At 56.0% G+C, this 26,326-nt stretch carries 25 protein-coding genes; 8 read left to right on the top strand and 17 right to left on the bottom strand.

Translation table 11 applies throughout. The features are described 5' to 3' along the window. Window positions 1–46: 46 nt before the first annotated feature. The 3 genes from IE087_RS18125 to IE087_RS18115 form a co-directional block, all read right to left on the bottom strand. Complete coding sequence (locus tag IE087_RS18125) at window positions 47–1,846, bottom strand: NAD(P)/FAD-dependent oxidoreductase (protein WP_189370779.1); 1,800 nt, start codon at window positions 1,844–1,846, stop codon at window positions 47–49. Between the two features lie 145 nt (window positions 1,847–1,991). Next, window positions 1,992–3,818 carry a sigma-54-dependent Fis family transcriptional regulator gene (locus IE087_RS18120; RefSeq protein WP_189370778.1) on the bottom strand — a complete coding sequence of 609 codons (1,827 nt, stop codon included), beginning with the start codon at window positions 3,816–3,818 and terminating at the stop codon, window positions 1,992–1,994. 171 nt (window positions 3,819–3,989) lie between these two features. Continuing rightward, a complete protein-coding gene (locus tag IE087_RS18115) occupies window positions 3,990–5,525 on the bottom strand; it encodes an ABC-F family ATP-binding cassette domain-containing protein (protein WP_229801447.1) in 1,536 nt (511 codons plus the stop codon). 340 nt (window positions 5,526–5,865) lie between these two features. Between IE087_RS18115 and IE087_RS18110 the strand changes: the two genes are divergently transcribed. Beyond that, a complete protein-coding gene (locus IE087_RS18110; protein ID WP_189370777.1) occupies window positions 5,866–6,642 on the top strand; it encodes an SDR family oxidoreductase in 777 nt (258 codons plus the stop codon). On the opposite strand, the gene IE087_RS18105 is transcribed toward IE087_RS18110, so the two are convergent. After that, on the bottom strand, window positions 6,626–7,495 hold the full coding sequence (locus IE087_RS18105; RefSeq protein WP_189370776.1) for an acyl-CoA thioesterase: 870 nt from the start codon (window positions 7,493–7,495) through the stop codon (window positions 6,626–6,628). The two genes, IE087_RS18110 and IE087_RS18105, sit on opposite strands and share 17 nt — an antisense overlap. Before the next feature lie 13 nt (window positions 7,496–7,508). Then, a complete protein-coding gene (locus tag IE087_RS18100) occupies window positions 7,509–8,717 on the bottom strand; it encodes a serine hydrolase domain-containing protein (protein WP_189370775.1) in 1,209 nt (402 codons plus the stop codon). A 77-nt stretch (window positions 8,718–8,794) separates the two neighbouring features. Here IE087_RS18100 and IE087_RS18095 point away from each other — a divergent pair, with 77 nt between their 5' ends. Beyond that, window positions 8,795–9,406: a glutathione S-transferase family protein gene (locus tag IE087_RS18095; protein ID WP_189370774.1), complete on the top strand. Its 612-nt coding sequence runs from the start codon at window positions 8,795–8,797 to the stop codon at window positions 9,404–9,406. Between the two features lie 73 nt (window positions 9,407–9,479). Here the strand turns inward: IE087_RS18095 and IE087_RS18090 are convergent, their stop codons facing one another. From IE087_RS18090 to IE087_RS18045, 10 genes are all read right to left on the bottom strand, one after another. Next, a complete protein-coding gene (locus tag IE087_RS18090; RefSeq protein WP_308425479.1) occupies window positions 9,480–10,184 on the bottom strand; it encodes an ABC transporter ATP-binding protein in 705 nt (234 codons plus the stop codon). Further along, on the bottom strand, window positions 10,181–10,936 hold the full coding sequence (locus tag IE087_RS18085; protein WP_189370772.1) for an ABC transporter ATP-binding protein: 756 nt from the start codon (window positions 10,934–10,936) through the stop codon (window positions 10,181–10,183). Before IE087_RS18085 ends, IE087_RS18090 begins: the two co-directional genes overlap by 4 nt. Further along, a complete protein-coding gene (locus IE087_RS18080; RefSeq protein WP_189370771.1) occupies window positions 10,933–12,231 on the bottom strand; it encodes a branched-chain amino acid ABC transporter permease in 1,299 nt (432 codons plus the stop codon). Before IE087_RS18080 ends, IE087_RS18085 begins: the two co-directional genes overlap by 4 nt. After that, a complete protein-coding gene (locus IE087_RS18075) occupies window positions 12,228–13,184 on the bottom strand; it encodes a branched-chain amino acid ABC transporter permease (protein WP_189370770.1) in 957 nt (318 codons plus the stop codon). The genes IE087_RS18080 and IE087_RS18075 overlap by 4 nt, the downstream gene beginning before the upstream one ends. 137 nt (window positions 13,185–13,321) lie before the next feature. Continuing rightward, window positions 13,322–14,563 carry a branched-chain amino acid ABC transporter substrate-binding protein gene (locus IE087_RS18070; RefSeq protein ID WP_189370769.1) on the bottom strand — a complete coding sequence of 414 codons (1,242 nt, stop codon included), beginning with the start codon at window positions 14,561–14,563 and terminating at the stop codon, window positions 13,322–13,324. A 183-nt stretch (window positions 14,564–14,746) separates the two neighbouring features. Beyond that, window positions 14,747–15,775, bottom strand: coding sequence for a phosphotransferase family protein (locus tag IE087_RS18065; protein ID WP_189370768.1), 1,029 nt, complete (start codon window positions 15,773–15,775; stop codon window positions 14,747–14,749). Beyond that, window positions 15,775–16,773 carry an NAD(P)H-dependent flavin oxidoreductase gene (locus IE087_RS18060; protein ID WP_189370767.1) on the bottom strand — a complete coding sequence of 333 codons (999 nt, stop codon included), beginning with the start codon at window positions 16,771–16,773 and terminating at the stop codon, window positions 15,775–15,777. The genes IE087_RS18065 and IE087_RS18060 overlap by 1 nt, the downstream gene beginning before the upstream one ends. 63 nt (window positions 16,774–16,836) lie before the next feature. Next, window positions 16,837–18,033, bottom strand: a complete 1,197-nt coding sequence (locus IE087_RS18055; protein WP_189370766.1) for an acetyl-CoA C-acyltransferase — start codon at window positions 18,031–18,033, stop codon at window positions 16,837–16,839. A gap of 91 nt (window positions 18,034–18,124) precedes the next feature. Next, on the bottom strand, window positions 18,125–19,009 hold the full coding sequence (locus IE087_RS18050) for an SDR family NAD(P)-dependent oxidoreductase (protein ID WP_189370765.1): 885 nt from the start codon (window positions 19,007–19,009) through the stop codon (window positions 18,125–18,127). Beyond that, on the bottom strand, window positions 19,006–19,830 hold the full coding sequence (locus IE087_RS18045) for an SDR family NAD(P)-dependent oxidoreductase (RefSeq protein WP_189370764.1): 825 nt from the start codon (window positions 19,828–19,830) through the stop codon (window positions 19,006–19,008). Before IE087_RS18045 ends, IE087_RS18050 begins: the two co-directional genes overlap by 4 nt. A gap of 138 nt (window positions 19,831–19,968) precedes the next feature. On the opposite strand from IE087_RS18045, the gene IE087_RS18040 reads away from it, so the two are divergent. Beyond that, the gene (locus tag IE087_RS18040) at window positions 19,969–20,964 is read left to right on the top strand and encodes an NADPH:quinone oxidoreductase family protein (protein ID WP_189370763.1); all 996 of its coding nucleotides are present in this window, start codon (window positions 19,969–19,971) and stop codon (window positions 20,962–20,964) included. Here IE087_RS18040 and IE087_RS18035 read toward each other — a convergent pair. Continuing rightward, entirely contained in the window at window positions 20,961–21,623 is a 663-nt protein-coding gene (locus tag IE087_RS18035; protein WP_189370762.1) for a histidine phosphatase family protein, read from the bottom strand. The genes IE087_RS18040 and IE087_RS18035 overlap by 4 nt on opposite strands. 26 nt (window positions 21,624–21,649) lie before the next feature. On the opposite strand from IE087_RS18035, the gene IE087_RS18030 reads away from it, so the two are divergent. From IE087_RS18030 to IE087_RS18010, 5 genes are all read left to right on the top strand, one after another. Beyond that, entirely contained in the window at window positions 21,650–22,651 is a 1,002-nt protein-coding gene (locus IE087_RS18030) for an NADP-dependent oxidoreductase (RefSeq protein WP_189370761.1), read from the top strand. After that, window positions 22,648–23,118, top strand: a complete 471-nt coding sequence (locus tag IE087_RS18025) for a MaoC family dehydratase (RefSeq protein WP_189370760.1) — start codon at window positions 22,648–22,650, stop codon at window positions 23,116–23,118. The genes IE087_RS18030 and IE087_RS18025 overlap by 4 nt, the downstream gene beginning before the upstream one ends. Before the next feature lie 62 nt (window positions 23,119–23,180). Beyond that, the gene (aroQ, locus tag IE087_RS18020; protein WP_189370759.1) at window positions 23,181–23,624 is read left to right on the top strand and encodes a type II 3-dehydroquinate dehydratase; all 444 of its coding nucleotides are present in this window, start codon (window positions 23,181–23,183) and stop codon (window positions 23,622–23,624) included. Next, entirely contained in the window at window positions 23,621–24,370 is a 750-nt protein-coding gene (locus IE087_RS18015) for a LuxR family transcriptional regulator (protein ID WP_189370758.1), read from the top strand. The genes aroQ and IE087_RS18015 overlap by 4 nt, the downstream gene beginning before the upstream one ends. 4 nt (window positions 24,371–24,374) lie before the next feature. After that, window positions 24,375–24,977, top strand: a complete 603-nt coding sequence (locus IE087_RS18010) for a histidine phosphatase family protein (protein WP_189370757.1) — start codon at window positions 24,375–24,377, stop codon at window positions 24,975–24,977. A 367-nt stretch (window positions 24,978–25,344) separates the two neighbouring features. Here IE087_RS18010 and pip read toward each other — a convergent pair whose 3' ends face one another. Continuing rightward, window positions 25,345–26,316 (bottom strand): prolyl aminopeptidase, encoded by a 972-nt coding sequence (gene pip, locus IE087_RS18005; RefSeq protein WP_229801446.1) that lies wholly within the window; start codon window positions 26,314–26,316, stop codon window positions 25,345–25,347. Between the last annotated feature and the right edge of the window lie 10 nt (window positions 26,317–26,326).

Below are 26,326 nucleotides of genomic sequence, written 5' to 3'. Positions count from 1 at the left end.
CGAATGAATTATCCGGGCAACATATGCCGCCCGGATAAAGACGTCATCAACCCAGATGATGGGATTCCTGCAGCTTATAAACGGGTGTGTCGATGCCTTCGTAGCGCGCTTTCAGCTGCAGAGAGAGATATTGCGAATAGTGGCGCGACTGATGCAAATTGCCGCCATGCATCCACAGGCTTTCCTGTTGTGTCGGCTTCCACATATTGCGCTGCTCACCTTCCCAAGGTCCGGGATCCTTGGGTGTGTCAGAGCCAAGCCCCCAACACTTGCCAACCTTGTCCGCGGTGTCCTGATCAATCAAATCCGCAACCCAACCATTCATCGAGCCGTAGCCCGTGGCGTAAACGATCAGATCAGCGTCAAGTTTGGTCCCATCCTCGAGCAACACACCATCCTCGACCACTTCGCTCACCTGACCATTGGCGAGCTTGATCTTGCCATCGATGATCAACTGGCTGGCGCCGACGTCGATATAGTAGCCTGAACCGCGACGCAGGTACTTCATGAACAGTCCTGATCCATCGGCACCCCAGTCCAGTCGGAAACCAGCCTTCTCAAGCCCGTCGTAGAAGTCTGCGTCCACTTCCTTGATCTTGTCATACACAGGTTTTTGGAACTCATGCAGGATCTTGTAGGGCAAAGAGGCAAAGATCATGTCTGCCTTCTGTGTTGTCACACCCGCTTCGAGGGCGCGCTCCGAGTACAGGTCCCCGAGGCCGAATTCCATGAGTGGATCAGACCGGACGATATGCGTTGTCGAACGCTGAACCATCGTCACGTCGGCGTCGTTTTCCCAAAGTGCAGCGCAGATATCGTGGGCCGAGTTGTTTGAGCCGATAACAACGGCCTTCTTGCCCTTGTAGGCATCCGGGCCGGGATGCTTTGACGAATGGTGCTGATCGCCCTTGAACTTTTCCATACCGGGGAAGGTCGGCACATTGGCTTTTCCCGACATACCGGTGGCCATAACCAACTGCTTCGGCCTTAACGTGATATCCTTGCCATCACGCTCTACGACAACGGTCCATTCCTCGGTCTCATCCTCGAACTTGGCCGATTTTGCTGTCGTATTGGTCCAGTAGTTCAACTCCATGATCTTGGTATACATCTCCAACCAATCGCCGATTTTGTCCTTGGGCGCGAAAACGGGCCAGTTTGATGGAAACGGCAGGTAAGGCAGGTGATCATACCAGACCGGATCATGCAGGCAGAGCGACTTGTAGCGATTGCGCCAGCTGTCTCCAGGCTTGTCATTTTTCTCAATGATGATTGTGGGCACACCCAGTTGACGCAGCCGTGCGCCAAGGGCAATTCCGCCCTGCCCGCCTCCGATGATTACCGTGTAAGGCTGGACAGAATGGCCAAGCTCAGCAATCTCATCGTCACGTTCTTCACGCCAGGATTTCCGACCCTTTCCCGCGCCGTGTTTGGCGCCCAAGGGACGTTCATAGCCAAGCGGCTCTTCGTAACCCTTCAGCTCTGTCATCGACGTAAGCAACGTCCAGATCAAACCATCTTTCACACGGACAAGGCCATAGCCACGTGAAACACCGGTTTCGAAGGTGATCCATGCCGTGACGATGCCGCCGTCTTCCGTGACCGCCTCGCCCTCCGCAATTTGCCAACCCGTGGGTTTGATAGCTGAAAGCTGTGTTTGCAGCATGTCGCGGATCGCGTCCTGCCCCTCCATCGTGCGGATGTTCCAGGTAAATGAGACCAGGTCGCGCCAATAGCAATCTGTCTGGAACATGGAAACTGCCTCATCAACTCGCCCATTTTCCAAGGCGTTCCCGAACCGATTGAGCATGCTCTCCATTTGATCGCCGTGTGATGTATCCAGCATAAACTGATCCTCCCTTTCGTAATTGGATGCGATCATTACTGGCAATGTGACGCTGGCCTATCCAAAGAGGTGGCGGGCGCCGCATTGCAGCGCAAGTGATTGCGGATTTGTGTTGCATTGCGGACCAGTGCCACACCTTGTGGCTTTAAGGGCGCGTGATCCCGGCCCGCTTCATCTGTCTGTGGATTGTTGTTCTGTCCACGCCGCGGAGGCGCGCCACACGCGATATATTCCAACCGCATTCATCCAAACAGCGTTCAAGGTCTGCAGTGTTATGACCCTCATGACCTGTCGCCGCTTTGGTGACGGGTTGAGGAATGTGTTCCAAATCAATGAACCCATCGTCGCTAAGAGCCATTGAAACCCTCAAGGTGTTCTTCAGTTCTCTGATGTTGCCGGGCCAGCTGCGGTTTCTAAGGTGCGACCGGGCACCGTCCGAGATTTTGAATGTCTTTGGCGCTGCAATACCAGCCAGTCTTATGATCTTGTCGACCAGACCATCAATATCGGCACGATCATCCAAATTGGGCAGGTCAAGACACGCGCCGCCAAGGCGAAACATCAGATCGTCGCGCAGCTTGCAGTCCGATATGGGCATCGTGCTGGCCGAAATAATTTTGGCCTTTATGGATATTGGGTTAGCACCGTTTGCTGGTCGGATCCCATCATCTGTCAGCGCACGCGCCAGCCGTGATTGAACGGCCGCGGACATTTCATTTGCTGCATCCAGAAACAACACACCATCACGAGCATGCGTAATCAAACCATCATCATCGCCCCTGGTGCCGAACAAGATCGTTTCCAACTCAGCTCCGGGGTAGTCCGCACATTGAACGACGACAAACGGAGCGCGCTCATCGCGTTTACTGTGTATTGCACGCGCGAGCCGTTCCTTACCAGTGCCACTGGCCCCGGTTATCCAGATCGGCAAGTCATTTTGTGCCAAGCGTTCCGCCTTGTTCAATGTCTGTTCGACGTTCCAATCACCGCAGTGCAAGGCCGCAAACGGGCCTGATAGTTTTGAAGGCTTAGAATCTCTGCGCGTTCGAACCCGAGGTTGCGGAGCGATTGCGTGGGCGTAAACGACATCACCTGATTTCAGGAACACGCAACGCTCTTTCGTCGAACGGATCCTTGAGAACGTAGGAAGGTCGTCAAGATCGAGGTCGAGAACCGAGGTCAGAGAGCGCCCTACCACCTGGCTGTTTGACGGATCCCTCAACAAGAGTTGCGCCTGTCGTGTGGCCCCGATGATTGTCCCGGCATCATCGACGGCCAATGCGCCGTCCGGGTCCACATCGACGAAGTCGGGCCGCCTGGACAAACGCAACACCCACTTAGTGCTCATTTCGGCCGTCAAGTTTGCAAGTTCAATGCGCCGTGCCGCCGTCTTGACCATGTGCAACGCCAGGGCCTGCGTCGCCTTTGGTTGCGGGGATCGCAGCAAAGACACGTCTAGTACAGCTGCCAAACTGCCCCGAAGATCATAAATGGGCGCAGCGCTGCAACTTAAGGGGACATGGTGCAGATCAAAATGATCCTTCTGATGAACCGTGACGGCCCTACCTGTGGCGATACAAGCGCCTATGCCATTTGTTCCTGATTGTGCTTCCGACCATGCCGACCCAAGGAATAGACCGGAGGCGCGAAGATCGTCTTCAAAATTTGCGTCACCAAAGTAGTCGACAGTGATACCCTGAGCATCCGTAAGCAATAGAACATAGTTCTGGCTCGCAACCTGCCGAAACAGGTCTTCCAAGCCCGACCTTGCGATCAACGTCAATCGTTCAGCCTGTTGCTGATGATGCCGCAGTTCGCGTTCCGGCAAAATATACGCAGGCGTAGGTTTGGTTGGATCAAGGCCATGTTGTTCAACACATCTGCGCCATGACGCCACAACAAAGTCGTCGCGTTGCACGGGGCGTTCTGACAGAGCGGCTTCAATCTCTTTGATATGTTCTACTGCAGACATCGTTTCCTCCAAAACGGTTCTGCTCTCGGCCTCCGAGTTAGAATATTAACTGTGGCGTGTTTGTCCAATGCGACCTGACTATCGGCGCATCATGGATAACATACGACATGGTATGCCGCATGCCGACCATGACGCGCCGCGCAAGCAGGATCTCAGGACAAAACCGGGCGTCTAAGGCGCTTGCATTTCAGCGTTCAGAAATTCGTCCGGGCAATCAACCTCTTCCAGTTTTTGCCCCTGAATGCACCAAAAACGATTCCCGACATGTCGCAGAAAATGCCTGTCGTGGCTGACCAACAGACAGGATGTGTCACGCGTAATCAATTCGTTTTCCAGCGCTTCCTGTCCCTCGATATCCAGATGGTTCGTCGGTTCGTCCAGCAAATAAAAATTTGGATTCTTGAGGCGCAGCAATAGCATGGCCAAACGCGCCCTCTGCCCACCGGACAAGGCCGCTATTTTTGTGTCCTGCATACGGTAGTGCACGCCAGCACCTGCCAACACGCCGCGCGCACGTTGATCACCAATGTCAAACAGACTTGTCACAGTGCTCATGGGGGTTTCCGTGCTCGAGAGCTGGCGCAAGTGCTGATCAGAGTAGGCTGGAATAGCAGATGCAGCACATTTGATCTGCGTCGCTTCACCGTTCAGAGCACGTGCGATCAACTTCACCATCTGGGACTTGCCTGTCCCGTTGGCGCCTAGCAAAACCACCCGATCCCCCGGCGAAATCCATTTCTTGCCCGTTTTGTATAGCAAACGATCATCGGGGGTACTGATTGTCACATCGTTCAAAGTTATCAGTGCTTTGGCGTGTGTCCCACTGTTGGACAGCTTTATGTCACCAGCGTACTTCTCCTTGTGCGCCGGTCTGGCGGCGGCCTCTATCTTACTCGCCCGTTCGGTTAGCTGTTTTGTTTTGGTCAACAACAGGTCAGACCCGGAGTTTATGCCGACATTCTTCAGCTTTGCGGCTTGTTTCCGCAGTTGCTGCGCCTTGTTCAGATCATTGGCGAACCGACGTGCATCTGCCATATCCACCTCATCAAGCGCAGCGCGAGCTGCAGAGAAAGGCAGCGCGAAGAAACGTGATTTCTCCGGACGCAGGAACAACGTGCAATTGGTCACGGCATCAAGAAATGCTCTGTCATGCGAGGTCATCAAAATTGGCAAATCATTGGGGAGCGCAGCCAACCAATGCTCAAGAAGAGAGATGCGGTGCAAATCCAAGTGATTTGTAGGCTCATCCAAAAACAACAAACCGGGTTCATTGACCCAGGCCGCCGCAATCATTGCGATGCGCTGCCATCCGCCGCTTAGTTCTGCAAGCTGGCTGCGCTGCAGTTCGTAAGGGACCGATAAATCGTCCAGGACCACGTCGACACGCCAGCTTTCGTAATCTGCCTGATCTGGCGGAAGCGCTGCCAACACCCAGTCGTACATAGTGTGTGACAGGGCCTGCGTCGGCAGGTGTTGCCTTACATAACCAACACGCAATCCACGAACGCGCGTGACTTCGCCGTTGGTCTGATCAACATCCCCTGCAAGACAGGACAGAAGCGTGGACTTTCCAGCGCCGTTTTGAGCAATCAAGCCAATACGATTGCCTTTGGATATGGTGAGGTTGAGGTTGGAAAACAGTGGGTCGCTCAGCGTTACCGCCAGAGCATTTGCATGCAGGATCGCCATAGGAATCTCGAAACACATAAAGAGGGGCCGCAATGCGGCTTTGGGCAGACCCGGTGTTCAGATTACCTGTGGTCAGCCCTGCAAACGAGTTTACAGGGCGAAACGGGGACCATGCTGAAGTCGGCGTGTGATGCGCATGCTCAGCTTGTGCCCTCCCATTGTGAAATTGTTCCTCAACCATCGACATAACATTCGTCTTTAGAATTGACAATTCCCGGTACCCTGCCAACGGTGCGGCGGGCCGGTTCAATACCACAAGCAAGAGCCTCTGGATCTGCGCGGCTTGGCTTGGCAACAATACCGATGCAACCTAGTGTGGAACGGTGCCGTTTTTGGTGCGTTGTATTTGGGGCTGTTCATGGACATCAGAGACAGGATTGTCGTTGTTACCGGTGCGGCAGGAGGCATCGGGCGGGCTCTGTGTCAGGCGTTTTCCGACCAGAACGCCAAGCACGTCATTTGCGCCGACAGGGATTCAGCAGGCGCTGAAGAAACCGCGCATATGATCGGGGGCACCGCCGTGACGGTCGATGTTGCCGACGAAAACCAGATCAAGACACTGATTGACACGACCGAAGCCTCAATCGGCCCGATTGACATTTTCTGCTCCAACGCCGGGGTGCTGGTCGAAGGCGGTGCGGATGCGCTGGACGCCGAATGGCAAAGGCTGTGGGATATCAATGTGATGGCGCATGTCTGGGCCGCGAGGCACGTCGTGCCACGCATGGCGGACCGCGGCAGTGGTTACTTGCTGAACACCGCGTCTGCGGCAGGTCTTTTGAACCAGATCGGATCGGCGCCCTACGGTGTTACGAAACATGCCGCCGTAGGGCTGGCAGAATGGTTGGCCATCACGCATGGTGATGCCGGCATCAAGGTCTCAGTCCTGTGCCCACAAGCCGTTCGCACAGCCATGACCGAAGGTCACGAAGACCACGTCGCGGCCATTGATGGTATGCTCGAACCCGAGGATGCGGCCCGGGCTTGCATCACTGCGATCCAGAATGAGACATTTCTCGTTCTTCCACACGCAAATGTCCTGAAGTACATGCAGCTCAAAGCGGCAGACTATGATCGTTGGATTGCCGGAATGCAGAAACTGAACCGCACGTACAGCACTAGCTCTTGGGTGTGATCGGACGAATAAGCCCTTCTTGTGCAACAGACGCGACAAGAGTGCCATCCTTGTCGTAAATCATACCTCGGTTAAAACCCCTGCCCTTGCCCGACCAAGGGCTGTCCATCGTGTACAGATGCCAATCACAGAATTCTGCGGGCGCATGAAACCACATGGCGTGATCAAGACTGGCCGCCATGACGCGGCCCGTGAACCAGGTTTGTCCGTGCGGACGCAACGCCGTTCCCAACAAATTCAGGTCGGATGCGTAGGCCAAAAGACAATGCTGCAATTGCGGGCTGATCCCACGCGCCGCCGCCATGCGGAACCAAAGATGGCTGCGGTCATCCATCGGGTCCGGTGTAAAGAAGTCGCGCGGTGCCACTTCCCTGATATCGATCGGACGCGGACGCAAGAACTCCTCGTGAAACTTTTCGGGAATACGATCCACGACAGCTTTGCGAAGTGTCACGCGATCAGACAGGTTTTCCGGTCCTTCAACATCTGGCATCGGATGTTGATGTGACCACCCGTCCTCATCGGCGTGAAAGGACGCCGACATGTTCAGAATCTGTCGTCCATGCTGGATCGCGACAACGCGGCGGGTGGTAAAGCTTCCGCCGTCCCGCGCGCGATCCACCTGATAGACGACAGGAATGGAAGGATCGCCCGGACGAATGAAATACGCGTGCAGGGAGTGGCACAACCGGTCCTCAACCGTCCGGTATGCCGAAGCGAGGGCCTGCCCAATCACTTGCCCACCAAAGATGCGCGTCGGGGTTTCACCGCCCTGCCCCGTGCCTCGGAACATATCGACCTCAAGCCGTTCCACAGCCAACAAGTCGAGCAGCGTCTGATGTGCATCTGTCATGTGGATCGTCCTGTCACATCAGTGCCGCATGCACCAGCGCTTTGAGTTCCGCTCGGGCGGGGTAGCTGGAGGATGGGCTGAGCTGGGTAAAGAAGACGACGCTTACATCGTGCACGCGGTCGACCCAGAAGAATGTCGAAGCCATCCCACCCCAGCTGAAGTCACCAAGCGATGACGGTACGCGGCTGCGCGCCGGATCAATCACAACGGCGCCTCCAATCCCGAACCCCATACCGTCCATAGGTTGCTCAGCAAAGCTGGCAGGGCCAAGGCTCGCAATATCGCCTGGCAAATGGTTGGACATCATGAAGTCCGCCGTCGACGGAGAGATCAGCCCTTGGCCCCGGTTTCGCAAACACTCGCTAAAGGCCATGTAATCGTCGATGGTTCCGACCAGACCGCCACCGCCGCTGAAACATATCGTACTGCGAAACGGCGAATGCATGGCGTCGTCAAAAAGCCGTAGGGACGCATCCCCATCTGCCGCTGCATTCAGGTCCATCGCATCCCCCGCCAGCGGTGTGTACAGGCTCGCAAATCGGTCAAGCGCATGATCAGCGATTGAAAAGCTGGTGTCTCGCATTCCAAGCGGGTCCAGCACTCTTTCCCGGAAAACGTCATCAAGTGATTGGCTGGTAACTGTTTCGATCACTCTGCCGATGACGTCGATCCCAACCGAGTACTCCCATCGCTGCCCCGGCGCAAAAGCCAGTGGAAAGTCAGAAAGCGCGTCACACTGTTGGGCCAACGTGCCCGCCGCGGGTTTGAAAAGTAAATCCTGCTCCGCCATGGCCTTTGGCAATAGACCCGGATTGAACGGATAGCTAAAACCGGATCGGTGGGTCAGTAACTGGTGTAGCATCGGTGTGGCGCAGGGTTCTGTTTGTGACAGATCACCTGCACCGGGCCGAAGCGTATGCATGTCCGAGAACGCGGGCAGAAACCGCGACAATGGCGCATCCAGGTGCAGCAAGCCCTCTTCAACCAGCATCATGAGGATCAGCGACGTGACAGGTTTCGTCATCGAATAGATACGCGCCACTGTGTCTCGCTCAAAGGCGGCGCCGCTCTCAAGGTCCTTCACACCGGATTGAGCATAGAAAACTTCGTGTCCATGTTGACGTATCAGTACAGATAAACCCGCAAACTTGCGGTCCGAGGTGTAGCGATCTGCCCAGTTCTGAATTCGGGCAAGACGATGTGAATCTAAGGTCAATGACATGGGCCCACGATACGACGTCAACGCGCCTTGCCAAGATGAAAGACAGGGAGATAGCCTGAAGCCAAGGGAGGATCACGATGCTCAAGCTTTACTTCGCACCACGCAGCCGGGCCATACGCGTGGCATGGTTGCTGGAAGAGATGGATCTCGACTACGAACTTGTGTCCTATGCCCTTGGTGACCCGGCCATGCGCAGCCCCGAATACCGCGCTGATATTCATCCCATGGGTCGCGTGCCTGTGCTGGTGGATGGCGATGTGCAGATCATGGAAAGTGGCGCGATCCTCGAATACTTGATCACGCGGCATGACGGTGACCGGTTTCGCCCTGCTCCGACCAACCGCGAATACCCCGCTTACCTTCAATGGTTGCACTACTCCGAAGGGATGCTGATGCCGCAAGTGAACAGCTATATGGTCGAGACATTTTTTCTGCCACCCGAACGACAGTCCGAGACACATGCCAAACGCGCTAAAAAACTATTGGGACAGATGCTGGCGCCAGTGGACAGCGCACTCGACGGGCGCAATTACCTGGCGGGTGACTTTTCTGCTGCGGACATCATGACGGGGTCGGCGGCAATATCGGCAAAGGGAATTGGGATCGACATGTCACACATGCCACGGCTGATTGAATATGTGGATCGGTTGATGACACGTCCTGCCTACAAAAAGGCAGCCGCCCTTTGATCCATCGTACATTGGGCAAGATCATTTACGGGACGCGGGACCGGGCACAGTCGTCATTGCAAGCGGAAGCACATCAAACTTCCAACCACTCCTTGCGAATGTCATCACGGGCTTTCAGTTCAGCGGGCGTCCCTTCGAACACCACCTGCCCGTGGCCCATGACATAGACCCGGTGCGCAATGTCCAAAGCGATTGAGAGTTTTTGCTCAACCAGCAGCGTCGCAATGCCCCGGTTGGCAATTTCCTGAAGTAATTGTGCGACGCGCTGCACCATTTGAGGAGACAACCCCTCTGTCGGTTCATCGATCATCACCAGGTCCGGATCGCCCATAAGCGTCCTGCACATGGTCAGCATTTGCTGCTCTCCACCCGACAACACCGATGCTTCGACATCGGCCCGGCGGGCAAGGTTTTCGAACATATCGAACATATCCTGCATCGACCAACGCCCCTGCCCGTCCTTCTGGCCAGGTTTGAGACCAAGAATAAGGTTTTGGCGCGTTGTCAGCCCTGGGAAGATGTCCCTGTTTTCAGGCACGTATCCAATCCCGAGATTGGCAACTTCGTAGGCCTTCTTGCCCGCAATCTCCTGCCCGCGAAACTTGACCGAACCATGCGGCTCAACTTCGCCCATCACGGCCTTGCAGGTCGTCGACCGCCCGACCCCATTTCGGCCCAAGAGAGCGACGATTTCACCCTCGGCAATCTGGATGTTAACACCCTGTAGAATGTGGGATTTTCCATAATACGCGTGCAGGTCTGTAACATCGAGCATCAGTGCGTCTCCAATGCTTCGCCCAGGTATGCTTCCTGAACTTTGGGGTTTGCACGTACATCCTCTGGCGTGCCCGTTGCGATGATTTCACCATACACCAACACAGATATCTGGTCCGCAAGACCGAAGACCACGCCCATGTCATGCTCAACCATGACCAGTGTCTTTCCTGTTGTCACCGTCCGGATGAGATCAACGATGTAGTCAGTTTCCGAATGGCTCATACCGGCAGTTGGTTCGTCCAACATAATCACATCCGCGCCGCCAGCGATCGTTATCCCGATCTCCAGAGCGCGTTGCTCGGCATAGCTGAGCACACCGGCGGGCAAATCACGGCGGGCCGTCAGGTTGATCTGTTCCAGAATGCTGTCGGCGCCCTCAGTCAGCGCGCGACTGCGACTGACCACAGACCAAAAGTTGTACCGGTAGCCCATAGACCAGAGCAGAGAACAACGCACGTTTTCAAACACCGTCATTTTCGGGAAAATATTGGTGATCTGAAAGCTCCGTGAAAGACCCATGCGGTTGATCTCGTACGGGGCCTTCCCCGCCAAATCCTGACCATGGAGCCGGATCGCGCCCGCGGTTTGTGGGAAGCGCCCCGTGATCAGATTAAAGAGCGTGGATTTTCCGGCACCATTGGGTCCGATGATGGCGTGCCTCTCTCCTTTGCCGATGCTCAGATCGACACCGCGAATGATCTCGGTTTGACCAAAAGACTTTTTAAGCCCGTCCAGTTCCAACGCCGCGCTCATTGTGTCGCTCCGTTTGGCGTATTCGCATCATTCCATGCGTCAACCAAGTCTGGGGCCGTCCGGCGCGCAACACCAAAGCCAAACACTGTAAATGCAATGGCGATGATCCATGGGAGCACGGTGTGGCTGTCGAATGTCGTCCAGTAGATCGTCATTTCATGATCACCTGTACTGGCATGCCGGAAATGAAACGTCATCTCGATCAATGCAGCCGCCCCAAAACAACCGATCATTCCTGCGCCAAGGGTTTTCAGATACGGCACCCCCAATCGTCCCAGCTTGCCCAACCGCATGGCAGGCACATGCATCATGATGATCCCAGCAAGACCGCCCGGGAAGAACATGACTGTCACAACGAAAACGATACCAAGGTAAAAAGCCCAAAGCTCGGTCTGAAGGCTCAGCACTGTTTGCACTAGCGTGAATACAATGGCTCCCAGGATGGGTCCGAAAAAGAAACCGACACCACCCAGGAACGTCACCAGAAGAATGATGCCAGATTGTGTGGTGTTCAGATTCTCTTCGGTCAGGATTTCATAGTTTATTGCAAACAAAGCCCCGGCAATCCCAGCAAAGAACCCTGAAGCCACGAAGGAATAGAACCGTACCCAGCGCGCAGAATAACCAAGGAATTCGGCGCGTTCGGGGTTGTCCCGGACAGCATTGGCCATGCGTCCCAATGGTGTCCGCGAATAAAGGTACATCAGCGCGGCCGAGATCATCAGCCACACGGCGATCAGGTAATAGACTTCGATTTGCTGAAGAAACTCGACACCAAAAAAAGGCATTCCATAGGTGCGGTCACCCGAAATCCCCTCTTCCCCGCCAAAGAATGCAACAATGATGACTGAACAGGCGGCAATCAGCTCGCCCACACCCAGACTGATCATAGCAAACACTGTACCAGCTTTGCGCGTCGAAAAGCTGCCGACAATGGTGGCAAGACCCATCCCCATCAACCCACCGAAAATGGGCAGGAGCGGCAGAGGAATGCTTGCAAAGAAGTCGTCCATATTCATGATGTGAACACAGGCAAACCCGCCGACACCCGCATAGACCGCATGGCCGAACGACAACATCCCACCCTGCCCAAGAAGCATGTTGTAAGCCAGCGCAAAGATGATTGTGATAGCCATCTGGTTCATGATCGTGATCGCGGAATTGGCGGTAAAGATGAACGGCAGAACCAGCAATAACACGGCCGCGACACACCACGGCAGCAACGGGATTGCCATGGAGCCGGCCCGCATACGCTGCGCGGGCTTGGTTGGGTCGGTGGTAGACTGATCAGTCATGCGTCACGCTTTCCAAACAGTCCATAGGGGCGGAAGATGAGGATCAGAACCATCAGGATATAGGGCAGGATATCCGCGATTTGGGGACTGGTGATGGACCACATATCCCGCCATGCACTATCCCAGATCGGCTCAGGCTTGGTGAAGCCCAGCCACGTCAAAAGATCCTCCATCCGCAGATTGTAGGCTTTTGAGAATGTTGTGATCCATCCAATAAGCAGTGAGGCGACAAGGGCACCCCACAAGCTACCCAAACCACCAATGACGATCGTCACGAAAACGATGGAGCCAAGTACGAACGCCATACCTGGAAACGTGCCAAGGACTGGACCGGCAATCACACCGGCCACACCGGCCAAAGCGGTTCCGACACCGAATACCCCCATAAATATCAGTGGGACGTTGTGCCCCAAGGCTTCGACCGTTTTGGGATAGGTGAGAGCCGCTTGAATGATCATACCCACCCGCGTGCGTGTCAGGATGTAGAGCAACCCGACAAAGATCGCGACCGAGATGAAGATCATGAAAATTTTGTAGGCGGGGATGGAGTTGCCAGCGATTGAGAAGGCCGTGAATTGCAGAACCTCGGGCGTCGCATAAGGCATCTGGTTCTTGCCCCAGATGAACTGGACGACTTCCTCGATCAGCAAGGCGAGTCCAAAAGTGAAAATCAGTTCTGGGACATGGCCGTATTGATGCACGCGCCTCAAACCATATCGTTCAACTCCTGCCCCCAAAACACCGACCACGAGCGGCGCGATGAGCAAGCCCATCCAAAAGCCCATGTAAAGGCTGATCTGAAAGGCAAAATATGCGCCGAGCATGTAAAAACTTGCATGCGCGAAGTTGAGCACTCCCATCATGGAGAAAATAAGAGTGAGGCCAGCCGACAACATGAAAAGCAACAGGCCGGTCACAAGTCCATCAATTAAATTGACGAGGATGAGGTCCATATCACGCGTGATCCCAATGCCGCTTACGCGACGCGATTTCTGTTTGAGAATGAGGGGCGCTGCCCCTCAAACTCCCCGTGGTATTTTTTGGCCAGAAGAAACACAGGGCCGAATGTCAGCGGCCCTGTGCGGCGCGCTCATGGGCGTCGCATTTTACACGTGGTGGGGCTGTCGGCTGCTGCCATCTCAACCGTCTTGACCACTTTCACACCGAAGCCCGAATTGTCGTGATCGTGAACGACGTCATCCGTGTGCTCCATGATGTGCACGTTCTGGATCAGCTGATGATCGCTTTCGCGCATCATCAGGTTGCCACCCCAAAGGCTTTCATGCTCCATGCCAGCCAGAGCGTAGGCGACAGGAACAACATCCTCGGCGGTGCCGGCTTCGTTTATGGCTTTGGCCAGCATCTCAATCACGTTGGTGATACGCGCCTGGCTCAAGTTGCCATCTGGATACTTTGCCTTGAACGCCTGAATGTACTCGGAAGCGCGATCGTTTGGCGGCGGGTTCAATTGCCCCTCGGCCACAAGCCGCAAGCTTCCGACGCCGGCGTCTCCGAAGGCCGCCGTGATCCCGTCAGCAGCTGCGTAATAGGTGTAGATTGGTCCGGTGAACCCGTTTTCGAGTACGGATTTGCCAAGCCCCACCATATCAGCACCCCAGTTGCCCGTGATGACCGCATCCGCCTCCGAGGCAACGATTTTGCGGCTGTAGGGTGTGAAATCCTTGACCTTGCCAATGGGATGCAGCTCGTTCCCCACGACTTCAATTTCGGGTGCCTTTTCGCCCAAGTATTTCACAGCCGCCGCAGCAACGGCTTTGCCAAAACTGTAGTCCTGGCCGATGATGTAAACCTTTTCGATGGCATCATTGCTGACGATACTGTCTGTCAGAGCATCCATCTTGATGTCCGCGTTCGCATCAAAGCGGAAGTGCCAAAAATTGCACTTGTCATTGGTTAGTGCCGGATCAACAGCGGAATAGTTCAGGAACAGGACCCTATCGTCCGGATTGCGGCGATTGTGTTTGTTGATTGCTTCGGTAAGGGCATTGGCAACGCCAGACGAGTTCCCCTGGGCGATGTAGCGGATGCCCTGATCGATCGCGACCTGAAGCTGGATCAGCGATTCCTTAGGACTGATTTTGTTGTCAAAGCCAACGATCTCGAACATATCGCCATCTAAAACGCCGCCCTTCTTGTTCACCAACTCTTCGGCGGCAAATTCATACTGATGCAAACCGTTGGTACCCGTCCCTGCAAAGGGACCAGACAATGGGTCAATGAAGGCAATCTTGATTGTATCGGCACCAGCAGCGAAGGCGCTGGCGGCCAGGGTAAGAGCGGTGGTCAGCCCAAGCATGGTGGTAGTGCGCATGATATTCCTCCCTAGGATGCGGCCCGCCGCGGTGGCCTCTTTCGGGCCAGTTTACGAGGTGGGATAGGTCCAGCGTTGCACAGGTACAGGATAAGTCAAGCGTATAGGTTGAATTCCGTCGGTCCTTTGCAATGCACGGTCTTTATTTAATGTATTGCTTTAAAGCACTCTCGAAATGCTTTGTTATTTATCGTTATTTAATGCCTGCAACCCATTGTCAGCGAAGACTGGGACAAACGCACCGAGCTGCATGGCGCGTTCCGGATTGGATGCATTTCCATCGATCGCCCGTTTCAGGACACCCTGAATGATTGCACCCATTCGAAAAAAACAAAAAGCAACGAAGAAACCGAACCGGTCAACGCGATCCAACCCACGTCTCTCACAATAAGATGCAACAAACTCGGCATCCGAAGGCAGTCCCAAACCGGCGCGGTCAACGCCCATTAATCCACGTCCTTGTGGTCCGGCTGGCAGCTGCCATTGCATGATAACAGATGCTAGATCAGCATACGGATGACCGATTGTGCTGAGTTCCCAATCCAGCACCGCGAGACAGCGCGTGCCCTCGGTTTCGAAGATCATGTTGTCGATACGGTAATCGCCATGCACCAGCGTCCGCTGACCGTCATCCGGCGGCATGTCTGCCTCAAGCCGTTCAATCAACTTGTTCATCGACGGAATATTTTGGGTTTCAGAGGCGCGGTACTGCTTGGTCCAGCGTCCGACCTGCCGTTCCAGATAGTGCCCGGGCGGGCCGAAATCTGACAATCCAACAGCGTCGACATCAATGTCATGCAATGCGGCCAGGACCCGGTTCATATCGCTGATGATTGCGGATCGATCCTCGTTGCCGACCCCGTCCATGGTTGGTTCATTGAAATTTCTGCCAACAACCTGATCCATCACGTAAAAGTCTGATCCGATAACAGCCGGATCCTGACACAGCACATGCATTTTGGCCACCGGCACATCCGAACCATAAAGCGCCTTTTGCACGCGAAACTCCCGGTCCACTGCATGGGCCGATTTCAATAGCTGACCCAGAGGTTTGCGCCGCAAAACATAATTCCTGGCATGTGTCTGCAAAAGGAACGTCGGGTTGGATTGGCCACCCGCGAACTTTGTCGCCTCGATGGATTTGTCGAACCCCGGCAATCTGTCTTTGAGAAAGGCCGCCACAGCGGCAGTATCAAGCGTCTGGGTGTCCATCACAGTTTTCCTGAAAAATCCCCGACCAACCGCGCCCCGGCTTCCGCATATTCCCGGGCGATCCTGTCGACGATTGCGGCTGCCGGTCCTATTGAGGTCACAGCCCCCACCCCCTGTCCTGACCCCCAAATCGTCTTCCACGCCTTGGGTTTTGAAGACCCTGAAGAGAAGTTCATCGATGCCGCATCTGCCGTCGGCAAGTTGTCAGGATCCATACCAACCGCCTCGACCGAACCGCGTAGGTAATTGCCCCACACACCTGTAAACAGTGAGGAATAGACGATATCCTCTGCGCCACTGTCCACGATCATGTCCTTGTACCCCTGCACCGCGTTGGCTTCGTCCGTCGCAATGAAAGGTGAGCCAACGTAGCCGAAATCGGCACCCAACGCGCGGGCAGCCAACAGGGCTTCACCCGTAGCGATGGCGCCAGAAAGAGCAACTGGACCATCAAACCATTCCCGGATTTCACGGATCAGAGCAAAGGGTGATTGCTGGCCCGCGTGCCCGCCTGCCCCCGCCGCGACGGCGACCAGACCATCCGCACCCTTATCTATCGCCTTGCGGGCAAACGTGTTGTTGATGATGTCATGCAGAACAACACCCCCGCAGGAATGTGCGGCCTCGTTCACTTCAACCCGTGCGCCCAGCGATGTGATCCAGATTGGCACCTTGTGCCGAACACATATCTCCAGGTCGCGCTCCAGCCTCCCGTTCGACCGGTGCACGATCTGGTTGACAGCAAAGGGGGCTGCGGGTCTGTCAGGATTGGCCTGGTTGTGACGGTCAAGCTCTTCTGAAATCTGCGTCAGCCACGCGTCCAGAAGCGGTGGGTCGCCCTCGTCCTCACGGGCGTTCAGCGCCGGAAACGAACCGACGATGCCTGCTTTGCATTGGGCGACCACCAATTCGGGGACCGAAATGATGAACAAAGGGGCTGCGATCATTGGGATGCGCAGGCCCTGCAATGCTGCTGGCAATTTGTCCTGCCGTGTCATGTGTACATTCATCGCCTAGCCCGTTGTTTCACCAAAATTCTCGACCGCTCAAAGATGTGTTGCTCAAAGCACCTCGAACAGGCCAGCCGCGCCCATGCCGCCACCGACGCACATGGTGCACACTACATGCTTGGCGCCGCGCCGCTTACCTTCGATCAATGCATGACCGACCATCCGGGCACCCGACATGCCATAGGGATGCCCGATCGAGATGGCACCACCATTCACGTTCAATAACTCATCCGGGATACCGAGTGTATCGCGGCAATAAAGCACCTGAACGGCAAAGGCCTCATTCAGCTCCCACAGGCCTATGTCATCCATCGTGAGGCCATGCGCTTCAAGCAGGCGTGGCACGGCAAAAACAGGGCCGATACCCATCTCGTCAGGTTCGCAACCTGCTGCCATCACACCAACGCAACGTCCAAGCGGCGCAAGGCCTTTCTTTTCGGCCAGTGACGCTTCCATGACGACAGCCGCAGACGCACCATCGGACAATTGCGATGCGTTTCCGGCAGTGATGTACTCGCCTTGCTCCACATGAATGCCATTTGAAAACACTGGCTTGAGACCGGCAATGTTTTCATACGTCGTGCCAGGGCGATTGCCCTCGTCCTTCTCCAGGGTGACCTCATGCTCCGAGATTGCCTTTGTTTCTTTGTCCTGAAACTTCATCACCGTTGACATGGGCACAATCTCGTCCGCAAATTTGCCGGCCTCTTGGGCGGCAGCGGTACGAGCTTGGGATTGTACCGCGTAACGATCTTGGGCCGCGCGGCTAATTCCATACCGATCAGCTACAGTCTCCGCCGTCTCTAACATGGTCATGTAGATTTCCGGCTTTTTCTCTTTGAGCCACGGATCACCATGCGCCCGCATTTCGGGTGTTTGCACCATGGACACGGATTCAACCCCGCCGCCGATGACCACATCCATCCCATCCTGGACCACTTGTTTGGAAGCTGTCGCAATCGCCATCATGCCCGACGCGCATTGCCGATCCAGGCTCATGCCGGCTACGGTCACGGGCAACCCGGCCCGAATAGCCGCCTGTCGTGCTATGTTGCTGGCAGTGTGCCCTTGTTGCAGCGCAGCCCCAAGGATCACATCCTGCACTTCGCCGCCTTCAACACCGGCCCGATTGACGGCGTGTTCGATGGCATGTGCCGCCAAAGCCTGCGGCATCGTCGCATTGAATGCCCCGCGGTAGGCCTTGCCAATAGGGGTACGAGCGGTTGAGACGATGACAGCGTCGCGCATTTATCTGGTCCTTATTGGGGTTGAGAGTAGTGGACCGGGGCGCTGCCCCGGACCCCGGAGTTTACTTGGCAAGATGAAGGCGCATTGCCCGCTACCAGTCAAGGTTGACCCCCTTGGCTTTGGCCGCGCGCAGTGCGTATTTGCGGGTCTGTGCAAAAGCGTTTTCCAACGGCTCAGCGTCCGTTGGGTCCGAGATTTTGGACCACGCCGCAGCCACGGCTTCGGGTGTAATCTCGCCCTCTATCAACGCACCTTGGGTTTCTGTAATTTGTGTAATCGCGAACGTGCCACCGCCAGCTGACAGGATAGCACGACTTGGCGCGTCCTGACTGACGAGGTGCAGTACACCCGGTGTGATTGTTTCTGGCTGGAGCAGATCCAGCGCCGCTTGTGGCAGCAGACCTTCGGTCATCGCTGTTGCTGCGGTTGGGGCCAATGTATTGACCCGGATGTCATCCCGCGCACCCTCAAGATGCAGCACATTCATCAAACCAACCATCGCAGCCTTGGCTGCCCCATAGTTGGACTGCCCAAAATTGCCGTAAAGCCCCGATCCAGAGGCTGTCAGCACGATCCGACCATAGCCTTGGGCACGCATGATCGGCCAAACGGCGTGACAGCACTGCGCAGTACCCATCAAGTGCACATTGATCACCTTGGCGAAGTCATCCATATCCATCTTGGCAAAGGTCTTGTCGCGCAGGATGCCCGCGTTGTTGATCAGAATGTCGATCCGACCCCAATGGTCCATGACCTGCGCGACCATGTCCCTGACAGCAACGGGATCAGAGACGTCGGCGGGAGCGGCCACGGCCTGACCGCCCGCCGCCTCAATTTCCGAAACCACCGTGCTGGGTACGCCCATATCGTTGACAACAACACGAGCACCGCGCGCGGCCAACCCCAAGGCATGAGACCGCCCCAGGCCCGCCTCGGCCCCCGTCACAACCGCGACCTGATCGTCGAAGCGGATCATCCCTCCAGAGCCGCGCGGAACAGGTTCGGGCCTGACATGACCTGAATGCCGCCGGACACCGGCAGGATCGCCCCGGTCAGATAGGCACCGCCCTGCCCGCACAGGAATTGCATGCAGCCTGCAATATCCTCGTCCCGGCCCACACGGCCCAAGGGCACATCGGCACCGACCTTTTCGCGCATACCTTCGTCCGCCGTCGCGAAGGCCGTCATCTTGCTGACAAACGGCCCCGGTGCGAGCGCGTTTACGGTCACGTGATGCCCCGCCAGCTCTTTGGCCATGATCTTGGTCATATGCAGGACCGCCGCCTTGGACGCAGCGTAGGAATAGGCCCCGTCACCCAAAGGCGCATCCCCCATGACCGACCCCACATTGACCACGCGGGCCGGGTCATCTGCGGTGGCGGTCTTGATCAGGATCGGCAACAGGCTCTGCGTCAGGTGAAACAGGCCCGCCACATTGACGTTCATGACCTTTTCCCATGCCTGATGTGGAAACTGCCCCATCGGCGCGCCCCACGTGACGCCGGAATTGTTCATCAGGATGTGCAGCTTGTCTGTACGATTGGACACTTCAGCGACCAAGGCCGCGATACCCTCTTCGCTGCCGACATCGCCTGCAAACCCTTCGGCGGAACCCTGCGCACCCATGGCGTTCAGTTCTGCTGCCACGGCCTCGCATGCCTCACCTTTGCGACTTGCGATCAGTACACGGGCGCCCGCCATCATCAGACCTGTGGCGGCCATCCGCCCAATGCCGGTTGCGCCACCGGTGACCAGAGCCACCTTTCCATCCAATGAAAAAAGGGTTTGGGGGTCCATGGCTCTTTCCTCCGTTCTGCGGGCTACCGTAACGTCGCCCTGTCCACGGCTTTACAGCCGCGCCTCCTCAACTGCAGGATGAGACAAAGGCAGGCACATTGCACCCCTGCCGTAACGTCATGGGAGGGAGGACCCTATATGCACGCCATGCTCAGCACCGCAGCCGGTGGCCCTGAAACGCTGGAATGGACCGAAGGACCGAAGCCGGAACCAAAGAAAGGCGAAGTGCGGATTGCGGTCAAAGCCGCGGGTGTCAACTTCCCGGATACGTTGATCATCCGCGATCTCTACCAAGTCAAACCGCCACGCCCTTTTGCCCCCGGCGGCGAGGTGTCAGGCGTTGTCGAGGCGCTTGGCGAAGGCGTTTCGCATCTGGCAGTCGGTGACCGCGTGCTGGCCATGACCGGTTTTGGCGGCTTCACCACCCATCTTTGTGCTCCCGCCACGTCTTGTGTGAAGATCCCGGAAAACATGCCGTTCGATGAAGCGGCTTGCTTCATTTTTACATACGGGACGTCCCATTACGCTTTGAAAAATAGAGGGGAATTGAAGAAAGGCGAAACACTTTTGATCCTAGGCGCAGCGGGCGGTGTCGGTGCGGCGGCTATAGAGCTTGGCAAAGCGACCGGTGCCCGCGTGATCGCCGCCGTGAGCTCCCAGTACAAGGCAGATTTTTGCCGCGATCTGGGTGCAGACCATACAATCATTTATCCACGCGAGATGGACCGTGGCGCACAAAAAGCGCTCTCGGGTGAGATCAAGAAGGTCGCAGGATCAGAGGGTGTTCACGTGGCCTATGACGCCGTTGGCGGCGACTACGCCGAACCAGTGATCCGCTCAATGGCGTGGGGCGGTCGGTTTCTTGTTGTCGGGTTTCCTGCCGGCATTCCGGCTATCCCATTGAACCTGACCCTATTAAAATCGTGCCAGATCGTCGGCGTATTCTGGGGCGCATCAATCTACCGCGATCCCGCAGGACACGTGCAAAATGTCTCGGAACTGTTTGAGATGTATGAAAAAGGTCAAGTAAAGCCGCGCATCTCTGCCAGCTTTCCGATGCAGGATGCTGCCAAGGCGTTGGACCTGATCGCGGACCGTAAGGTTCAAGGCAAGGTCGTGCTCACAAACGTCTAAAGGTGGTCAAGGTGTCGCGTTTCATTGAACCCTCGGACGACCATGCGTTCGCCGTGAACCACCACGCGGCTGATCGAACCATTGGCAGCGCCAAGGAACGCGAACGGTTCCGACCCGGTTGCCATAGCAAGGGCGGCACCGATAACGCCGCCATGTACGAAAACCGCAACGCGCTCATCTGCATGCGATCGGGCAACATCGAGCAACCCTTTGCGCACCCGCGCAAAAAACGCATCGCGTGTTTCCGCCCCGGGGATTGGTGCCCAATCCTGCGTCTCCAACACACGTTGGTAGATTGGATCGCGCTGTGCCGCCTTGATCCGATACAAGCCGTTATCCCATTCTCCAAGATGCACCTCGTGCAAATCAGGGTTCTCGATCGGAGTAATACCCAAATGCCCAGCCAGTGGGGCAGCCGTCTGATGCGTGCGCGTCAATTTCGTTACATAAAGCGCTGCAAACGTTTCTCTTTTCAGACATTCTCCAACCGCCAGAGCTTGTCGCTCCCCTTGCGGGTGCAAAGGTGGATCGCCACTGCCATCCTTGATTGGAAAGCTCACGCCGGGTCGCGCAGCCGCGCTTTCCCCGTGGCGGATCAAAAACAGATCAGCCGCCCCTGCGGGCGGCGCGTAAACGGGTTGGCGGTACTCTTTCGTCATACCCCCTCATACACAGGAGCCATACTATGACCAACCGTCAGATTGTTGTTGCCAGCCTGCCTCAGGGGGCGCTCGGTCCTGAACACTTCGAACTTCGGGAGGCAGAAACGCCCGCGCCACAGGATGGTGAGGTTCTCTTGCGGACCATCCTGATGAGCATCGACGCGGCCAACAGATCCTGGATGCAAGGGGCCACGTACCGTGACGCGGTGAATGCGGGCGACGCGATGCCCACATACGCGATCTGCGAGGTCATGGAGAGCAAGTCGCCGCGACTGGCTCCCGGCGACATCGTGGCGACAGAAAGTGTCTGGGCCGATCATGTCACCCGTGCGGCACACAAGGTACAGAAATTGCCCAAGGTTCAACCGCTCAGTCACTTGCTGAGCGTCTATGGAATCGCCGGCAAAACCGCGTTTCACGGATTGATGCAGATCGGACAACCTTTGGCCGGGGAAACGATTGTGGTCAGCGCCGCGGCCGGCTCTGTCGGCGGCTATGTGGGACAAATCGGCAAAGCCCTTGGATGCCGGGTCGTTGGTATCGCTGGCGGGCACGAGAAATGCGCGTTTGTGACCAAGGAGCTTGGATTTGACGCCTGCATCGACTACCGCGCAGGCGGCATCTTCAAAGCTCTGAAGGCGGCCTGCCCAAATGGCGTCGATGTGTATTTCGACAACGTGGGTGGAGATATCCTTGAAACGACACTGGCTTTGATGAACGAACGCGGTCGCGTCGTATGCTGCGGCGCGATCAGCCAATATGACACAACCAACCCGACAGGGCCCCGAAACTTGCCCGGTGTTGTTGTCGTCAAACGGCTTCGAATGGAAGGGTTCATCGTGATGGATTTTGCACGCGACGACGCTAAGGCGACTCGCGCTTTGCAAGCTTGGGTCCAACAAGGCAAGATCCAGGTTACAGAGGATATCGTCGAAGGATTGGAAAACGCGCCCCAGGCCCTCATTGGTCTTCTGAAGGGCGACAACACCGGCAAGCGCATGGTGCGCGTAGGTCCTGATCCATGAGCATCCAGACAGCACTAAAGCTTATGTCGGAACAAATCGGCACGGAAGTCGGAGTGTCACAATGGATCGAGGTCGATCAGCCAATGATCGACCAGTTTGCCGCCACAACATATGATGACCAGTGGATACATATCGATCCTGAGCGCGCCAAAAACACGCCCTTCCAAAGCACCATCGCACACGGGTTTCTCACTCTGAGCCTGGCATCGCGCTTTGCCTATGACTGTTTCCCACTTCTACCCGGTCAATCGATGGGTATAAACTACGGCTTCAATCGCTTACGCTTCCTCGCCGTTGTGCGTCCAGGTGACCGTTTGCGGGGACGCTTCACACTCAACGACATTCGGCAGCGGAACGAATGCGAGCTGCTGCGCACGATGGCGTTGACGATCGAAATCGATGGATCTGATACGCCCGCTCTTGTTGCAGAATGGCTTGGATTGGCGGTCTTTGACCCATCCGACTAACCCTGCACTGGACAGATATGGGGCAGAGTGGATAACACCGTCATAAATCTAAGGTTTTTCCCATGACTTCTGTTCTGGTCCTCAATGGTCCCAATCTGAATCTGCTCGGCACCCGTCAGCCCGAGATCTATGGAGCAACCACCCTGCCCCAGGTCGAAGAATTGTGCCGTGAATATGGTGTCAAAAACGGCTATGACGTCACATGCGCCCAGTCGAACCACGAAGGCGCACTTGTTGACATCATTCATGCTGCAAAAGGAACGCATGACGGCATTGTTCTGAATGCGGGCGCCTACACACACACGTCGATCGCATTGCATGATGCGATCCTTGGAACTGAATTGCCCGTCGTTGAACTGCACCTCAGCAATATCCACGCACGCGAAACCTTTCGCCATCACAGCTATATTGCGCCGGTTGCCATCGGCATGATTTGCGGCTTTGGCGTTGCAGGCTATACTCTGGCTCTGGACGCGTTGATAGGACACCTTGGGGGGCGGACTTGAAAAGCTATCTGCACAGGCTGTCGAACTGCCAAACCATAGAGGAACTATGGGAAGCCCATTCGCGCAAGATGGCGGAATACGGGTTTGACAGGTTGATCTATGGCTTCACCCGCTACCGGTCAGGCAATTCGCTTGGAGATCCCGAGGATTTCATCATCCTCACAAATCACGACCGCGCGTATACGGATACATTCCTGGGCGAACAGCATTACGTCCATGCCCCTATGGTCAACTGGGCATTGAATAACGAAGGCGCATGCAGCTGGGGTATCCTTGCGCAAATGCAGTCTTCTGAAACGCTGAGCGCTTCAGAACAGCGTGTGCTGGAGTTCAATTACTCCATGGGCGTAACCGTCGGATACACGATCAGCTTCAAGTCGGTCTCAGCCCGGTCAAAGGGTGCCATCGCCCTCACCGCACGCAAAGGTATGACGCAGGAAGAGATTGATGCCGTATGGGCCGAGCATGGTCGCGACATCCACCTGATGAACAACGTGGCGCATCTCAAGATTCTTACGTTGCCCTATACGGCCCCCAATCGTTCATTGACCAAACGCCAGCGTGAAGCTCTGGAATGGGTTGGCGACGGCAAGACCATGCAGGATATTGCCGTTTTGATGGGCCTGACATCAGCGACGGTGGAAAAGCACCTCCGCCTTGCACGAGAAGCATTGGCAGTTGAAACAACTGCGCAAGCGGTGCTTAAGGCTGCCTTCGCAAATCAGATGTTCATACTCGAAGCATAAATTGATGACCCAAAACGCACGATTGATTTATCTGAGCCACCCGCAGGTTCAGATCGACCCATATGTACCAATCACTGAATGGCCCCTCAATGACGTCGGCCAGTCCAGAATTAGAGCACTTGCAGAGACCGCCCCGACCTGTCTGGACGGCACAAATTCTGTCTTCTCCAGCCCGGAACGCAAAGCACGTGATGCGGCGGGTCCGCTTGCGTCGGCCCTGAGTTTGGAGGTTGTTATCGCCGAAGACAGCTATGAAAATGACCGTTCTGCCACGGGCTACCTCCCCCCGTCTGAGTTCGAAAAGACAGCGGACGCATTCTTTGCAAACCCAACCAAATCTATACGGGGATGGGAGCGGGCACAGGATGCTCAAACACGCATCCTGATCAGCATCAAAACCATGACACATACAGCACCGCCCGGAGACATCTTGGTCGTTGGCCACGGCGCGGTGGGTTCTCTTTTGTATTGCGCCTGCGCCAACACGCCGATCAGTCGAGAGTATGATCAGGGGCCAGGTGGGGGTGGCAACGTGATGATCTTTGACCGGGCGAATCTCCGGGTTCAGACACATTGGTGCTCGATCGAGCAAGCCTTCGAAATCTGAGCAAAACTGAGTGCCGGTCGTTTTTCTGTGCATAACTGCCCAAAAATTACTCAAAAATACAACCCAAGGTCGTCACACTTGAATCTTTGACCAACGGGTAAGGAATCCCCCACTTTGCTAACGGACTTAAAATTTGGCATTGTAGGCGTGTTCCGTGAGTGGTGGCTTTAGCCAGGGAACAGCGAAACGGACCTCTCGCGATTACGAGGGCACTGCGTTTCGACCGGTTCTTCCGGACCCGGCTCGCCTGTGTATTTTTCAGCAGGTGGGTCGGACTTTGTAGCGTCCACGTGTCTCATCCCCGTGGCCAAGGACGCCGACAAACGGGCGGGATTGCGACCCCAAACGCGATCTCGCCCACTCACTTTCAAATCACCAAAGCATCCGTTGCCGACCGAATGGCCTCGCACATTTCATCGTCCAAAGCAGAATGCGTGGTGCCGTCCAATACTTGCAAAGCCGCGTTGGGCCAGGCTTGCGCCAGTTCCCACGGCGCCCTTAACGGACAGGACGGATCGAACCGGCTGTGGATCATCGTACAGGGAATGTGGGCAATTGCCGGTAAATTCCGAAGGAGTTGATCGTCTTCCAACCAGGCCCGATTGGCAAAATAATGCGTAACAATCCGCGCAAACCCCAACCGAAAGGTTGAATCTGAATAACGTGAGGCAAGCGCATGAATATCACCGCCAAAAATACCGGTCTCCCATTGGCACCATGCGTCTGCGGCGGTCTGCGCATAGACCGGATCGCACAACAAATCATGATAGGCGCGGATACGGTCAATAGTCGCGGCCGGATCAGTGCTCACGTTTGGGACGGCAGCACAAAATGCCGCGTATGCCTCGGGAAACATGTTGCCGATGTGACCGTAAAGCCATTGAAGGTCCCGTTCGGCAGTGGTGGCAACACCCGCCAAGACCATCGCACGAACTCTAGTGGGACAGGCCTGGGCATAGGCCAAAGCCAGCGTCGACCCCCAAGACCCTCCGAACAACACCCAGGCATCCACCCCCAAGTGCACACGTAGCGCTTCGATGTCAGAGATCAGATGAGAGGTTGTGTTGGCCTCAAGCGCTTCCAGCGTCTCTGCCGCCGCAGGCGTTGACTGGCCGCAACCACGTTGATCGAAAAGCGTTACGCGGTACCGTGACAGATCGAACAGATCATAGTGACCGGGTTTGCAGCCCGATCCTGGCCCACCATGCAAAACGAGGGCATCTATACCTTCTCCAGCCTGTTCAAACCACAGCTGGTGACCATCACCCACATCCAGCATGAGCCTAACCCTCCAATGCAAAACGGCGCACCCCAATCGGCACGCCGTTTCCTGTTCCATGCAAGGAAAA

Source organism: Tateyamaria omphalii (genome assembly GCF_014651375.1).
GTDB lineage: Bacteria > Pseudomonadota > Alphaproteobacteria > Rhodobacterales > Rhodobacteraceae > Tateyamaria > Tateyamaria omphalii.
This window is presented reverse-complemented; position numbering and strand designations above follow the sequence as displayed.